The organism is Paracoccus haeundaensis, assembly GCF_006239215.1.
Taxonomy (GTDB): domain Bacteria; phylum Pseudomonadota; class Alphaproteobacteria; order Rhodobacterales; family Rhodobacteraceae; genus Paracoccus; species Paracoccus marcusii.
On sequence record NZ_VDDC01000005.1, the window covers coordinates 122,216 to 136,224 of the forward strand.

The following is a 14,009-nucleotide window of genomic DNA, read 5'->3' on the forward strand; positions in this document are numbered from 1 at the left end:
ACACGCCACGAGGTCCCCGATGTCCGACACCCCCGATCCCGTGGTCGAGCGCGTTGCCGGTGAGAAGGTCGCGCAGTTCGACCATCGTCACCGCAGCACGCTGGACCGGGTGCAGCATTTCCTGCACCAGTATCCCACCATGGTTCCGGTCATCGTGCTGGTCCTGTCGCTGATCGCCTTCGGGCTGATCTCTCCCAACTTCTTCTCGGCGTTCAACCTGTCGCTGATCCTGCAGCAGGTGGCCGTCGTCGGCACGCTGGCGGCGGCGCAGTCGCTGGTCATCCTGACCGCGGGCATCGACCTGTCAGTCGGCGCGGTCATGGTGCTGATCTCGGTCGTGATGGGGCAGCTGGCGGTCAACTTCGGCATCCCGGTCCCGATCGCCATCCTGGTCGGCCTGGCCTGCGGGGCGGGAACCGGCGCGCTGAACGGTTTTCTGGTCACGCGGCTGAAGCTGCCGCCCTTCATCACCACGCTTGGGACCTGGAACGTGTTCCTGGCGCTGAACTACTACCTGTCGGGTCGAGAGACGATCCGCAGCCAGACCCTGGACATGGACGCGCCGCTGTTGAAGTTCTTCGGCACCCGGTTCAACCTGGGCGGCGCCGTGCTGACCTATGGCGTGGTGCTGATGCTGGTTGTGTTCGCGGTGCTGTTCTATGCGCTGTACTATACCGCCTGGGGGCGGCGGGTCTATGCGGTCGGCGACGACCCGGAATCGGCCGCGCTGGCCGGCATTCAGACCAAGCGCGTGCTGCTGTCGGTCTATGTCGTGGCGGGCCTGATCTGCGGCCTGGCGGCATGGTCGTCCATCGGTCGCGTGGGGTCGATCAGCCCGACGTCGTTCTTCGAGGCGAACCTGGAATCGATCACGGCCGTGGTCATCGGGGGCATCTCGCTGTTCGGGGGTCGCGGGTCGATCGTGGGGCCGCTGATCGGGGCGCTGATCGTGGGCGTGTTCAACTCGGGCCTGCGGCTGGCGGGTGTGGACGTGCTGTGGCAGCTGTTTGCGACCGGCTGGCTGATCATCTTCGCCGTCGCCATTGACCAATGGATCAGAAAGGTGTCGTCATGACCGAGCCGCTGCTTACCGCCCGCAACCTGGTCAAGCGCTACGGCCGTGTGACTGCCATGGATCACGCCGACTTCGACCTTTATCCCGGCGAGATCCTTGCCGTGATCGGCGACAACGGCGCCGGCAAGTCCAGCCTGATCAAGGCCATCTCGGGCGCGGTCAAGCCCGACGAGGGCGAGATCCGGCTGAACGGCCAGGTGGTCAGCTTTGACAGCCCGCTGGATGCCCGCAAGATGGGGATCGAGACGGTCTATCAGACGCTGGCCCTGTCGCCCGCGCTGTCGATCTCGGACAACATGTTCATGGGGCGCGAGATCCGCAAGAAGGGCATCATGGGCCAGTGGTTCGGGATGCTGGACAAGCAGGCGATGGACGATTTCGCCCGCGCCAAGCTGTCCGAACTGGGCCTGATGACGATCCAGAACATCGCCCAGCCCGTCGAGACCCTGTCCGGCGGTCAGCGCCAGGGCGTCGCCGTGGCGCGGGCGGCGGCCTTCGGCAGCCGGGTGATCATCCTGGACGAGCCGACCGCCGCCCTGGGCGTCAAGGAAAGCCGCCGGGTGCTGGACCTGATCCAGGACGTGCGGTCGCGGGGCATCCCGATCGTGCTGATCAGCCACAACATGCCGCACGTGTTCGAGGTGGCGGACCGCGTCCACATCCACCGCCTGGGCAAGCGGCTGTGCGTGATCGACCCCAAGCAACATTCGATGTCGGATGCCGTGGCCTACATGACCGGCGCGCGCGCGCCCGAAGGGGTTGCCGCCTGAGCCTTGCGTCCCGCGACGGCCGGGGGGCCAGCCCCCCGGACCCCCCGTGGGCGGTTCCATGACGAACGGGCGGGACCGCAAGGCCCCGCCCTTCTTCAGTCGTTCAGACGCCGCATCAGCGCCCAGGCCAGGCCCGAGCAGATCAGCGTCGCCGTGATCGCTGGGATCGCCGTGCCGTTATAAAGCAGTCCAACCGGGGCCGCGATCAGCACCGCCGCCAGCGTCGAGATCGCCGCGACGATGGATGCGGCCATGCCGGCGATATGGCCCATGCGCTGCAGCGCCAGTGCGTTCAGGTTGCCGAAGGTCACCCCGGCCATGAAGAACACGCTGACCGCCCAGAAGAAGAAGACCGGGAACTCCAATCCCTGCGGCAGCACGCCGGACAGGATCAGCGTCAGCGCCAGTCCCGACACGATGGTCTGCATCACGTAGGCCCATTTCGCGATCCGCCGCATGCCAAAGCGCATCACGAAGGTTGCGTTCAGTACCGTTCCCGACCCCGACAGCAGCGCCATGGCGGCGAACCACAGGTGGAAGTTCTCTCCCTTGCCGTAGGTTTCGCCGAAAAGCTGCTGGGCCGAGGACAGCAGGCCGAACATCTGCCCAAAGCCGAGCGTCAGGATCAGCGTCGCCAGCATCACCTGGCGGTCGGACAGGACCTCGCGCGCGGCGGCATAGAGGGTGCCGATGCGCAGCGGACGGCGGGCGGCGGGGGGCAACGTCTCTGCCTGGCGGATGTTCAGCCACAACGCGCCGATCAAAGCGAAGGCGATGAAGGCCAGGAACACCCCGTGCCAGTCCGAGATCGCGATGATCCCCGCACCAAGCGTCGGCGCCACAGCCGGGATCATGATGAAGATCATCATGACGAAGCTGCTGATCCGGGCCATCTCGCGCCCTTCGTAGAGGTCGCGGACCAGGGCCAGGCCCACGATGCGCGGACCGGCGGCGCCGAGGCCCTGCACGAAGCGGGCAACCAGCAGAAGCTCCAGCGAATCGGCATAGATCGCGGCGATGGTCGCGGCGATGTAGATGCCAAAGCCGATGGTGATCGTGCGCTTGCGGCCAAGCGCGTCGGATAGCGGGCCCGCGAACAGCGTGCCAAGTCCCATCCCGGCCACGAAGGTGGTCAGGATCAGCTGGGCGCGGTTCACGTTGTCGGGCGTCAGGTCCGCCGCGATGTCAGGCAATGCAGGCAGCATCGCGTCGATGGAAAAGGCGATGGTGGCGAAAAGGAATGCCAGCATCGCGATGAATTCGGGCAGGGGCAGGCGCTGCTGTTGCGCAAGCCCGGGGTGGGAAACGTCTGTCATGGGGTCACCGGTTGGGTCAGACCCTCAGATAGGCCCATCTTGCAGAGTCTGCAAGTTGACGCTAACGGGATGCTGCCATGATCTCGTCGATGACGCTCTGCCACAATTCAGCGGGCTGGGCGCCGCTGACCGCATGGGCATCCGCGACGATGAAGGTCGGGACCGACGAGATCCCGCGCTGTCGGGCGTGCGATTCGCGACGGGCGACCTCGTCGCGGTCGGCGTCGCTGGCCAGCAGGCGCGCGGTCAGGGCAGGGTCCATGCCGGCCGCCCCGGCGATCGCCGACAGGACGGACGCATCGCCGATGTCCTGGGCATCCTGCCAATGCGCCCGCAGCAGGCCGGCCATCACCCGGCCTTGTGCACCTTCCAGCCCGGCCCAGTGCATCAGGCGATGCGCATCGGTCGTGTCGGGTTCGCGCGGCGAGGGGTTCAGCGTCAGGCCGAGGGCCGCGGCGCGTTCCGCCAGCGCGCGCGCGGCGGCATCGACCTGATCGCCCAGCTTGGCCCGCAGATAGGCCACGCGGTCCATCCCTTCGGGCGGCATGGCGGGGTTCAGGCGGAACGGGTGCCAGGTGATCGCGAAGGGATGATCGGGGCGGCTTTCCAGGGCGCGATCCAGTTCGACCTTGCCGATCAGGCACCAGGGGCAGACGGGATCGGCGAAGATGTCCAGGCGGGTCATGGTCGGTCCTTGCGATGCGCCTCGCGCAGGGCGCGGCGGTTGATCTTGCCGGTGGGCGTGCGCGGCAGCGCGTCCAACGGGATCCACGCGCGGGGCTGCTTGTAGCGGGCAAGGCCGGCCTCGGCCAGAGCCTGCATCTGGTCAGGCGTCGCGGCACCGGTCCAGAAGGCCGCGACGATGCTGACCCCCGGCGCGGTGGGCAGTTCCGCCACCGCCACGTCACCCGCATGGGGATGGCTGGCCAGGTGATCCTCGATCTCGGGCGGGGCGACGCGAAAGCCGCCGGCATTCATGATGTCGTCGGCCCGCCCCAGCAGCGTGATCGCGCCGCGATCATCGGCCTGCGCCATGTCGCCGGTCACGAACCAGTCGCCGCGAAAGCAGGCGCGCGTCGCGTCGGGATCGTCCAGATAGCCCAGGAACAGGCCCGGATCGTCGCGCCGGACCGCCAGCGCGCCCGGCTGTCCCGGCGGCAGGGGGCCATCGTCGCCCAGGATCGCGACATGACGGCCGGGCTGCGGAAAGCCCGCCGTGCCGTGGGGCGCGGGCCGGGACGGGCTGCCCGAAAGGAAGGTCGAGATTTCGGAGGCGCCCATCGCCTCGTGCAGGTCGGTGCCGGTGCGGGCGGTCCAGGCGGTGCGCAGGCCGGGGTCCAACCGCTCTCCGGCGGCCAGGGCGTGGCGGAGGGTGGCAATCGGGGGCCAGTCCGCGCGCAGCATCCGGCGAAAGACACCGGGCACCCCGGCCAGGATCGTCGCGCCGTGACGCGCGGCCAGCAGGGGGATGCGTTCGATCGGGGTGCCGTCGGCGGGAATCAATGCCGTCGCCCCCAGGGTCCACGGATCCAGCAGCCCGGTGCCAAGGGTAAATGTCCAGTTGAACGCCCCGGCATGCAGCAGGCGATCGTCGACGCGCAGCCCGTACCAGCCCTGCATCATCGCCTGCCGCGCCAGGATCGCGCGATGCGCGTGCATGACGGCCCGGGGCTGGCCCGAACTGCCCGAGGTGAAGACGATATAGGCCAGGCGATCCGCGGACCCTTGGGCGAAATCGGCCGGGGGAAGCGTGGCAATGCCGTCAAGGTCACCCTCGGTCAGGACGGGGGCGGGATGGTCGGGCAGGGGCACGCCCGCGCCGGCCACGATCATCGCGGGTGCGATGCGGGCAGCGATGCGCGTGATCTCGGCCCCGGTCAGCTGGGCCGAGGTCGGCACCGGGATCACCCCCGCAGCGATTGCCCCCAGATAGGCGATGGGAAAGGCCGGGCGGTTCGCCAGCCGCATCAGCAGCCGGTCGCCCGGGCGCAGGCCCGCGCGCGTCAGGCCCGTGGCCGTGCCCAGCACCGCGCGGCGCAGATCGCCATGGGTCCAGATCTGCGCGTCGTCCGCGCCCATGACGACCAGAGCCTGGTGGTCCGGGACAGCCTGCCCCGCCCGCAGCACATGTTCGGCCAGGTTCATTCCTGCGTCCTGCCTGTCGCCCAATAAAAAACGGCCCGCGCGAACGGGCCGTCCGGATCACGCGCGATGGCGGATCAGAGCAGTTTCAGATCGCTGGCCGAGGCGCGGCCGTCACGGCCGGACTGCAGCTCGAATGCGATCTTCTGGTTGTCCTGAAGGCCCGTCAGCCCGGCACGTTCCACGGCCGAGATGTGCACGAACACGTCCTTGCCGCCGTCATCGGGCGCGATGAAGCCGAAGCCCTTGGTCGAGTTGAACCATTTTACCGTTCCGGTCGCCATAACCGTATTCTCCTTCAAGTCATCCCGACGCAGGATTGCGCCAGGCCGTGCAGCCCGCTTTCGGTCTTCCGGCTGCCCAAGAGGGAGGCGGTAGAAAGTCTTCGCTCACGCGACTGAGAGGATGCCCGAATCGTTGCAAAACGCAAGAGTCAAACGCGGCCCCCTGGTGCCGCGTTTGACGCAGGCGGGGTTCAACGCAGGTCCGGGGGCGTGGCTTCGGCCGCCAGATCGGCCACGACCTGGTCCAAGGTCACGGTGCGACTGCCCTGCGCGTCCAGGCGGCGCAGCGAGACGGTGCGGTCCTCGACCTCCTTCATGCCGATGGCCAGGATCGCGGGAACGCGGCCGACGGAATGTTCGCGGACCTTGTAGTTGATCTTTTCGTTGCGGATGTCCGCCTCGGCGCGGATGCCGCGGGCGCGCAAGGCGGCCACGACCTCGTGCACATAGGCGTCCGCATCCGACACGATCGAGGCCACGACCACCTGACGCGGCGCCAGCCAGAAGGGCAGCTTGCCGGCGCTGTTCTCGATCAGGATGCCGATGAAACGCTCGAAGCTGCCCAGCACCGCGCGGTGCAGCATAATGGGCCGGTGCTTGTGCCCGTCGGCACCGACATATTCCGCATCCAGGCGTTCCGGCAGGTTGGGGTCAACCTGCAGCGTGCCGCATTGCCAGTCGCGACCGATGGCGTCGGTCAGCACGAATTCCAGCTTCGGCCCGTAGAAGGCGCCCTCACCGGGGAAAACCGTGTAGTCATGGCCCGCGGCCTTGCAGGCGTTGCCCAGGGCGGCCTCGGCCCGGTCCCAGCTTTCCTCGGTGCCGATGCGCTTTTCGGGGCGCGTCGACAGCTTGATCCGCCAGCCCTCGAAGCCCAGGTCGGAATAGATCCCGGCCAGGAAGTCGATGAACTTCTTGGTCTCGGCTTCGATCTGGTCCTCGGTGCAGAAGATGTGGGCGTCGTCCTGGGTGAAGCCGCGCACGCGCATGATGCCGTGCAGCGCGCCCGAGGGTTCATAGCGGTTGCAGGACCCGAACTCGGCCATGCGCAGCGGCAGGTCGCGATAGGATTTCAGGCCGTGGTTGAAGATCTGAACGTGGCACGGGCAGTTCATCGGCTTCAGGGCGTTGATGGTCTTGGTCTTGGCATGCTCCTCGTCGACCTCGACGATGAACATGTTTTCCTGATAGTTCTCCCAGTGCCCTGATTCTTCCCACAATTTCCGGCTGACGACCTGGGGCGTGTTGACCTCGACATAACCGTCGGCGCGCTGCTTGCGGCGCATGTAGTCCTGCAGCGTGGTATAGATGTTCCAGCCGTTCGGGTGCCAGAACACCTGGCCCGGCGCCTCCTCCTGCATGTGGTACAGGTCCATCTCGCGGCCCAGCTTGCGGTGGTCGCGCTTGGCGGCCTCCTCCAGCATCGTCATGTGCGCCTTGAGGTCGTCGCGGTTGCGGAAGGCCACGCCATAGATGCGCTGCAGCATGGGTCGCGTCGCGTCGCCCAACCAATAGGCCCCGGCGATATGGGTCAGCTTGAAGGCATCGGCAGGCAGCTGGCCTGTATTCTGCAGGTGCGGACCGCGGCACAGGTCCTGCCAGTCGCCGTGCCAGTACATGCGCAGGTCCTGACCTTCTGGGATGCGGTCGATCAGCTCCAGCTTGAAGGGCTCGTTCGCCGCCTTGTAATGGGCAATCGCGCGGTCGCGGTCCCAGATCTCGGTGCGGACGGGTTCGCGGGCGTTGATGATCTCCTTCATCTTGGCCTCGATCGCGCCCAGGTCGTCGGGAGTGAAGGGTTCGGCCCGGTCGAAATCATAGAACCAGCCGTGGTCGCGGACGGGGCCGATGGTGACCTTGACGTCGGGCCAGATCGCCTGGACCGCACGGGCCATCACATGGGCGAAATCGTGGCGGATCAGCTCCAGCGCCTGCGCCTCGTCCTTCATCGAATGGATGGCGATCTGGCCGCTGGCGGTGATCGGCCAAGCCAGGTCGATGTGGCTGCCGTCCAGGCTGGCGGAAATGGCGCGCTTGGCAAGGCTGGGCGCGATGCTTTCGGCGACCTCGGCGGCGGTCACGCCGGCGGGATAGTCGCGCGCATTGCCATCGGGAAAGGTGAGGGTGATCTGGGACATGTTGTCCTCCTCGTCGGTTTGGCGCCCACGGAACGCCCGGTTGCGGGTTATGGTCGGGCAGGCATGGACGTGCCCGCGCGATTAGTCAAGATTACGGCAACACACGGGAAGCCAGCATGAGCCACCACAGCGATTTCGAGGAGCAACTGTTCGAGCGTCTGGTTGAGGACCCCGACAGCGACGGCGGCCTGTCCGACGCCCAGAGCCGGGTCGAGCCGCGCAACTTCCTGCGCCACATCCTGTCCTTGGCGGCGTCCAAGCTGGCGGACGGGCTGGTCGACGCGAAACTGGTTCTGTCCTGGCTGCTGACCCATCTGGGGGCTGGGGCGGGCGTGATCGGCCTTCTGGTGCCCGTCCGCGAGGCCGGGTCGCTGCTGCCGCAACTGTTCACCGCAGGGGCAATCGGCGCATTGCCGCGACGCAAATGGGCCTGGGCCGTGGGCAGCGTCGTGCAGGGTCTGGCGGCGCTGGCCATCGCGGGCATCGCCCTGACGATAGAGGGGCCGGCCGCGGGCGGGGCCATCATCGCGGCCCTAGCGGTGCTGGCCCTGGCGCGGTCGGTCTGTTCGGCCAGCTACAAGGATGTCTTGGGCAAGACGGTGGGCAAGTCGCGGCGCGGCGCTGCCACGGGTTTCGCCAGCAGCGTAGGTGCCGCGGGGGTCATCGTCTTTGCCGGCCTGCTGCTGTGGCAGCCGCTGGACCGGGCGGTGCTGGTCATCGGCGCGGTGGCGCTGGCGGGCGTCGCTTGGAACCTGGGCGGTGCGATCTTTGCGACCTTGGACGAGGAGGCGCAGCCGCGTGAGGAGGTGCTGAGCCTGTCGCAGTCCATCGGCCAGCTGCGTCTGGTGCGTGAGGATGGACAGCTGGCCCGGTTCATCGTAGCGCGGTCGCTGCTGGTGGGATCGGCCTTGGCGCCGCCCTATCTGCTGGTGCTGGCCGCGGCGGGACAGGGAGACCGTCAGCTGGGCCTTCTGGTGCTGGCATCGGCGCTGGCATCCCTGCTTTCGTCCTGGGTCTGGGGGCGGATGTCGGACCGGTCGGCCCGCCGGGTGCTGATCTGGTCGGGCGTCGCGGGGGCAATCGCCCTGGGTGCGGCCCTGGTTCTGGCCGCGGTGGGGCTGGCACAGGTGACGGGCGCGATCGCGGTGGTTCTGTTCGGCCTGATGATCGCCTATCACGGCGTGCGGCAGGGGCGGACGACCTATCTGGTCGACATGGCGCCCGATGATCAACGCGCCGCCTATACCGCGGTGTCGAACCTGGTGGTCGGTGTTGTCCTGCTGGTGGCCGGCGCCGCCTCTGCGGGGCTGGCGGTGCTGGGCGCGCACTGGGCGGTGGCCGCCTTCGCCGCGGCGTCGGCCCTGGGGGCCTGGGTCGCATGGGGATTGGACGAGGTGAGCGAATGACGAATTATCTGACGACGGATACGGGACGGCGCATCGCCTATGAACGCCTGGAGGGGCAGGGCCCCGGAATCGTTTTCCTGGGCGGGTTCCGGTCCGACATGCAGGGGTCGAAGGTGGTCCATCTGCGCGACTGGGCGGCGGCGCAGGGGCGTGCCTTTTTGCGGTTCGATTATTCCGGGCACGGCGCCAGCGATGGCGTGTTCGAAGAGGGCTGTATTGGGGATTGGGCCGCCGATGCCCGTGCAGCGATCGAGGCGCTGACACAGGGCCCGCAGGTTCTGGTCGGATCGTCGATGGGCGGGTGGATCAGCCTGCTGATGGCACGGACGATCCCGGACCGCGTTGCCGGGCTTGTCACGATTGCCGCGGCGCCTGATTTCACCGAAAGCGGGTTCTGGGTCGGGTTTTCACCCGGTCAACGCGAGGCGCTGATGCGCGACGGCCGCATTGCCCTGCCAAGCGAGTACGGAGAGCCGTTGGTCGTGACGCGCCGGTTGATCGAGGATGGCCGCGACCAACTGGTCCTGAACCAGCCGCTTTCGCTGCCTTTTCCGGCGCGGATGCTGCAGGGGACAGCGGATGCGGATGTGCAGGTGTCCTGGGCGATGGACCTGCTGGACCATGCGTCGGGCGAGGATCTGCGGCTGACCCTAGTCAAGGGGGCCGATCACCGGTTCTCCTCGCCCGACTGTCTGGACCTGATCGTCGCGACGATCGAGGAGGTCGTTCAGAACGTCAGGGAATAGTGGTCGCCCATGTCGGGCTTGTCGCCGGTGATCTTGGATTTGGCGATCTGGTACAGGAAGGCCATGCTGCCGCCGGTGGCCCAGACTTCCGCCTCGGTCAGGTCCAGACGCAGCAGTTGGACGTCGGGGTCCTGCTTGCCATCCTCGAACCAGCTGGAGGCGACTGCGTTCCACAACTCGTCCAGCTTGGCGCGGTTGTCGGACAGGGACAGGGTGCCGTGGATGCGGGCGTAAAGGCCTTGGCCGCCATCGCTGACCACATGCATCGCATCCTGCGGACCCGATGCCACGCTGCGGGCCAGGTCGGTGTCCTTGGCGGTGATGAACCACAGCACGCCGACCTTGCGGTCGGTATAATGCGACATCGGAACAAGCCGCGAATCCTGGGTCACACCCAGCATGCCGCTGTTGATGTCGTCCAGACGGCTCCAGAACTGGTGATTGTGGTCGGTCATCCTGCGATCCTTTCGTGCCGCATCAGGCGGCGATCGCGGGATAAACAACGATCCGCGGGACCGGGTTCCCCCGTCCCGCGGGACTGGCGTCAGACCGCGACGTTGTCCGAATGGACCGGATCGTTGACGCCGCAATCGGCGGCCGCGCCGCCGGCCCGACGCTTGCGCCGTGGCTTGACGCTGTCCGGAAGGGCTGCGTTTTCGTCAATGAAGTCAAGAACCAGCGGGCGGATGTTCAGGCGCCACGACTTGCCTGCAAAGATGCCGTAATGGCCGGCGCCCGGTTCAAGATGCTGAACCTTCCTGGCATCGGGCACGCCGGTGCACAGTTCCAGCGCCGCGACGCATTGGCCCGGCGCCGAGATGTCGTCATTCGCCCCCTCGACCGTCATCACGGCGACGTCGGTGATCTTGCCGATATCGACGGGACGGCCGTCGACGGTGAAACGGTTCTGCGCGATCTCGAGGTTCTTGAAGATGCGTTCGACGGTCGACAGGTAGAATTCAGCCGTCATGTCCATGACCGCCAGGTATTCGTCATAGAACTTGTTGTGCTTGTCGCCTTCACTGGCGGTGCCGCGCGCCTCGGCATAGATCTGTTCGATGAAGGCGCGGGTATGGGTCTGCATGTTCATGGTGATGAACGACGACAGCTGCGCCAGCCCAGGATAGACCATGCGCCCGGCACCGCGATACTTGAAGCCCACGGACTGGATCGCCAGATGCTCCAACTCACCCATGGTGATGCGGTTGCCGAAATCGGTGACCTCGGTCGCGGCCGCATCGGGGTCGACGGGGCCGCCGATCAGGGTCAGGGTGCGCGGCTGCGCGGCCGGCTCCTCCTCCGCCAGGATGGCTGTCGCGACCAAGGCCAGGGGCGCCGGCTGACACACCGCAATGACATTCACGTCGGGGCCCAGGTGACGAATGAAGTCGACCAGGTAGCGGGTATAATCCTCGACGTCGAACTTGCCCTCGCTGACCGGAATGTCGCGGGCATTGTGCCAATCGGTCACGTAGAGTTCGCAATCGTTCAGAAGCGACAGCACGGTCGAGCGCATCAGGGTCGCGTAGTGACCCGACATCGGCGCGACCAGCAAGACCTTGCGGGGCAGGGGGTCGCGACGGGCGACGCGGAAATGGATCAGGTCGCCGAAGGCCCGGCGCAAGACCGGCTCGACATAGACGACGTGGTCCTGCCCGTCCTCTCCGGCGATAGGGGGGATCTCCCAGTCGGGCTTGATCACCATGCGTGCGAAGCTGCGTTCGGTGACACGGCCCCAGGCCCCCAGCATCCGGAACGCGGGATGCGGGACCAGCGCGAAGGCGGGATAGGCCCCGATCGCGCGGGCGGTCGCGCCCATCCATTCGTTCGTGTTCCGAATCGTCTCCATCGCGTCATAGGACACGATGCCGCGAAGACCTTTGACCGACATGTAACCCCACAATTGCTGCGCCGCGGCACATGATCTGCGCGCGACGGGGCGGCGGGAACGGGGTCAGAAGCCGGGTTTACGCCTTGCCTGCCCTGCGCATATCATGACCGTATAAGTAGGGGGGATTACGGATCATGGCAAGACAGCCGGACAAGACGGGTAAAAATGTTGCCAAATCACGTGCGAAACCGGCAACAACCGCAAAGGCGCGCGCGAAGCCCAAGCCCCAGGCCAAGACCCCGGAGGTCGAGGTGAAAACGCCCCAGGCCAAGGTGGAGGCCGCCGAATCCAAGATCGAGACGCCGCGGGTCGAGGTCACGTCGCCCGAGGCCGAAGCTAAGGTTGCGGCGCCCAAGCCCGCCCCCGCCGCCCACAAGCTGGCCGAGAATATCGAGCGGATCGAGACCCTGGGTCACCGCCTGATGGCCGCGCTGGCCGATCGCAACCTGCCCAATCCCGGCGTCGAGGGGCCGGGTGCCGAGCTGTACCTGACCGCCGCGAACGCGTTCCTGAAGACGCTGGCGGAACATCCTGCCAAGATGATCGAGACGCAGGTCACCTTCTGGGGACAGACCCTGTCGAACTATGCCCGCGCGCAGAAGGCGCTGGCCACTGGGCAGCTGACCGCCCCCGAGGATGACAGCCCCGCCGATCGCCGCTTTGCCAACCCGCTGTGGCAGACCCATCCCTATTTCAACCTGATCAAGAAGCAGTACCTGACCAATGCGCGCGCGCTGAAGGATGCGACGGCGACGCTGGACCTGCCCGACGACGTGACCCGCAAGCGTGTCCACTGGATGACCGCGCAGATCATCGACATGATGGCGCCCACCAACTTTCTTGCGACCAATCCCGACGCGCTGGAGAAGGCCGTCGAGACCGAGGGCGAAAGCCTGGTCAAGGGGCTAGAGAACCTGGTTCGCGACGTCGAGCAGCATGGCGGAGAGATGATCGTGTCCCTGGCCGATCGCCGCGCCTTCACGGTCGGAGAGAACATCGGCACCGCGCCCGGCACCGTCGTCTATCGCGCGCCGCTGTTCGAGCTGATCCAGTACGCGCCCACGACGCCCAAGGCGCATGCGCTGCCCTTGGTGATCTTTCCGCCCTGGATCAACAAGTTCTACATTCTGGACCTGAAGCCCCAGAACAGTCTGATCCGCTGGCTGGTGGATCAGGGTCAGACGCTGTTCGTCGTCAGTTGGAAGAACCCCGATGCCAGCCTGTCCGACACCGGCATGGAGGAGTACGTCCAGGCCTATCTGGACGCGATGGACCAGGTGCAGGCCCTGACGGGACAGGCGCGGCTGAACGCGGTCGGCTATTGCATCGCGGGCACCACGCTGTCGCTGACGCTGGCGCTGCTGAAGCAGAAGGGCGATCGCCGCGTGAACTCGGCCACGCTGCTGACCACGCTGACGGACTTTTCCGACCAGGGCGAATTCACCAGCTTCCTGCAGGACGATTTCGTCGGCGGCATCGAGGCCGAGGTCCAGCGCCACGGCCTGCTGCGGGCGCAGCTGATGTCGCGCACCATGAGCTTCCTGCGCGCCAACGACCTGGTCTGGGGCCCTGCCATCCGCAGCTACATGATGGGAGAGACGCCGCCGGCCTTCGATCTGCTGTTCTGGAACGGCGACAGCACCAACCTTCCTGGACGCATGGCGATACAGTACCTGCGCGGCCTGTGCCAGAAGAACGCCTTTGCCGAGGAGGGGTTCGAACTGCTGGGCCACCGCCTGCACCTGTCCGACGTCACGGTGCCCCTGTGTTCGGTCGCCTGCGAGGGTGACCACATCGCACCCTGGAAGGATTGCTGGCGCGGGGTGGCGCAGATGGGATCAAAGGACAAGACCTTCATCCTGTCGCAATCGGGGCATGTGGCGGGCATCGTGAACCCGCCCACGCGGCAGAAATACGGCCACTACCTCAGCGATCACGGCTTTGGCGGCACGCATCAGGACTGGAAGGACGCGGCCGCGTTCCAGCAGTCCAGCTGGTGGCCGACCTGGGGTGCATGGCTGGCCGAGCGGGCCGGTCCGATGGTGCCCGCCCGCGACCCCGGAGCGGGTCTTGATCCCGCCCCTGGCCGCTATGTCCACGAGCGCGCAGGCTGAAGCGGGGCTGGCGCACAGGACTTTCCAAGGGCTTGCGCCGGCCCGCCGGATTTTCGCCGCGCCGCAGAAAAAATACTTGAAATGCTGCGGTGCAGCATTCATATTGGTGGCATGGAATGGATCGCAG

The 14,009-nt window shown here is 66.8% G+C and carries 12 protein-coding genes; 5 read left to right on the forward strand and 7 right to left on the reverse strand.

What is annotated here, in order from left to right; all coding sequences use genetic code 11:
• Positions 1–19: 19 nt before the first annotated feature.
• Positions 20–1,075 carry an ABC transporter permease gene (locus tag FHD67_RS02545; protein WP_045999488.1) on the forward strand — a complete coding sequence of 352 codons (1,056 nt, stop codon included), beginning with the start codon at positions 20–22 and terminating at the stop codon, positions 1,073–1,075.
• The gene (locus FHD67_RS02550; protein ID WP_045981184.1) at positions 1,072–1,845 is read left to right on the forward strand and encodes an ATP-binding cassette domain-containing protein; all 774 of its coding nucleotides are present in this window, start codon (positions 1,072–1,074) and stop codon (positions 1,843–1,845) included. Before FHD67_RS02545 ends, FHD67_RS02550 begins: the two co-directional genes overlap by 4 nt.
• A gap of 95 nt (positions 1,846–1,940) precedes the next feature.
• Here FHD67_RS02550 and FHD67_RS02555 read toward each other — a convergent pair whose 3' ends face one another.
• The 5 genes from FHD67_RS02555 to thrS all read right to left on the reverse strand — a co-directional run bounded on the left by FHD67_RS02555 (position 1,941) and on the right by thrS (position 7,725).
• The gene (locus FHD67_RS02555) at positions 1,941–3,161 is read right to left on the reverse strand and encodes a multidrug effflux MFS transporter (protein WP_045999486.1); all 1,221 of its coding nucleotides are present in this window, start codon (positions 3,159–3,161) and stop codon (positions 1,941–1,943) included.
• Positions 3,162–3,222: 61 nt separating this feature from the next.
• Positions 3,223–3,846, reverse strand: a complete 624-nt coding sequence (locus tag FHD67_RS02560; RefSeq protein WP_045999485.1) for a DsbA family oxidoreductase — start codon at positions 3,844–3,846, stop codon at positions 3,223–3,225.
• Positions 3,843–5,306 (reverse strand): class I adenylate-forming enzyme family protein, encoded by a 1,464-nt coding sequence (locus tag FHD67_RS02565; protein WP_139597721.1) that lies wholly within the window; start codon positions 5,304–5,306, stop codon positions 3,843–3,845. The genes FHD67_RS02560 and FHD67_RS02565 overlap by 4 nt, the downstream gene beginning before the upstream one ends.
• A 74-nt stretch (positions 5,307–5,380) precedes the next feature.
• A complete protein-coding gene (locus FHD67_RS02570; RefSeq protein ID WP_042244736.1) occupies positions 5,381–5,587 on the reverse strand; it encodes a cold-shock protein in 207 nt (68 codons plus the stop codon).
• 191 nt (positions 5,588–5,778) lie between these two features.
• A complete protein-coding gene (thrS, locus tag FHD67_RS02575; protein ID WP_139597722.1) occupies positions 5,779–7,725 on the reverse strand; it encodes a threonine--tRNA ligase in 1,947 nt (648 codons plus the stop codon).
• Positions 7,726–7,841: 116 nt separating this feature from the next.
• Between thrS and FHD67_RS02580 the strand changes: the two genes are divergently transcribed.
• Positions 7,842–9,131 carry an MFS transporter gene (locus tag FHD67_RS02580; protein WP_139597723.1) on the forward strand — a complete coding sequence of 430 codons (1,290 nt, stop codon included), beginning with the start codon at positions 7,842–7,844 and terminating at the stop codon, positions 9,129–9,131.
• Complete coding sequence (locus FHD67_RS02585; protein ID WP_139597724.1) at positions 9,128–9,877, forward strand: alpha/beta hydrolase; 750 nt, start codon at positions 9,128–9,130, stop codon at positions 9,875–9,877. Before FHD67_RS02580 ends, FHD67_RS02585 begins: the two co-directional genes overlap by 4 nt.
• Here FHD67_RS02585 and FHD67_RS02590 read toward each other — a convergent pair.
• Both FHD67_RS02590 and phaZ read right to left on the reverse strand, forming a co-directional pair.
• The gene (locus FHD67_RS02590) at positions 9,859–10,332 is read right to left on the reverse strand and encodes a pyridoxamine 5'-phosphate oxidase family protein (protein WP_045999481.1); all 474 of its coding nucleotides are present in this window, start codon (positions 10,330–10,332) and stop codon (positions 9,859–9,861) included. The genes FHD67_RS02585 and FHD67_RS02590 overlap by 19 nt on opposite strands.
• Positions 10,333–10,421: 89 nt before the next feature.
• Positions 10,422–11,768: a polyhydroxyalkanoate depolymerase gene (gene phaZ, locus FHD67_RS02595; protein ID WP_045999480.1), complete on the reverse strand. Its 1,347-nt coding sequence runs from the start codon at positions 11,766–11,768 to the stop codon at positions 10,422–10,424.
• Between the two features lie 377 nt (positions 11,769–12,145).
• Here phaZ and phaC point away from each other — a divergent pair, with 377 nt between their 5' ends.
• Positions 12,146–13,882, forward strand: a complete 1,737-nt coding sequence (gene phaC / locus FHD67_RS02600) for a class I poly(R)-hydroxyalkanoic acid synthase (protein WP_246071197.1) — start codon at positions 12,146–12,148, stop codon at positions 13,880–13,882.
• Positions 13,883–14,009: the final 127 nt, after the last annotated feature.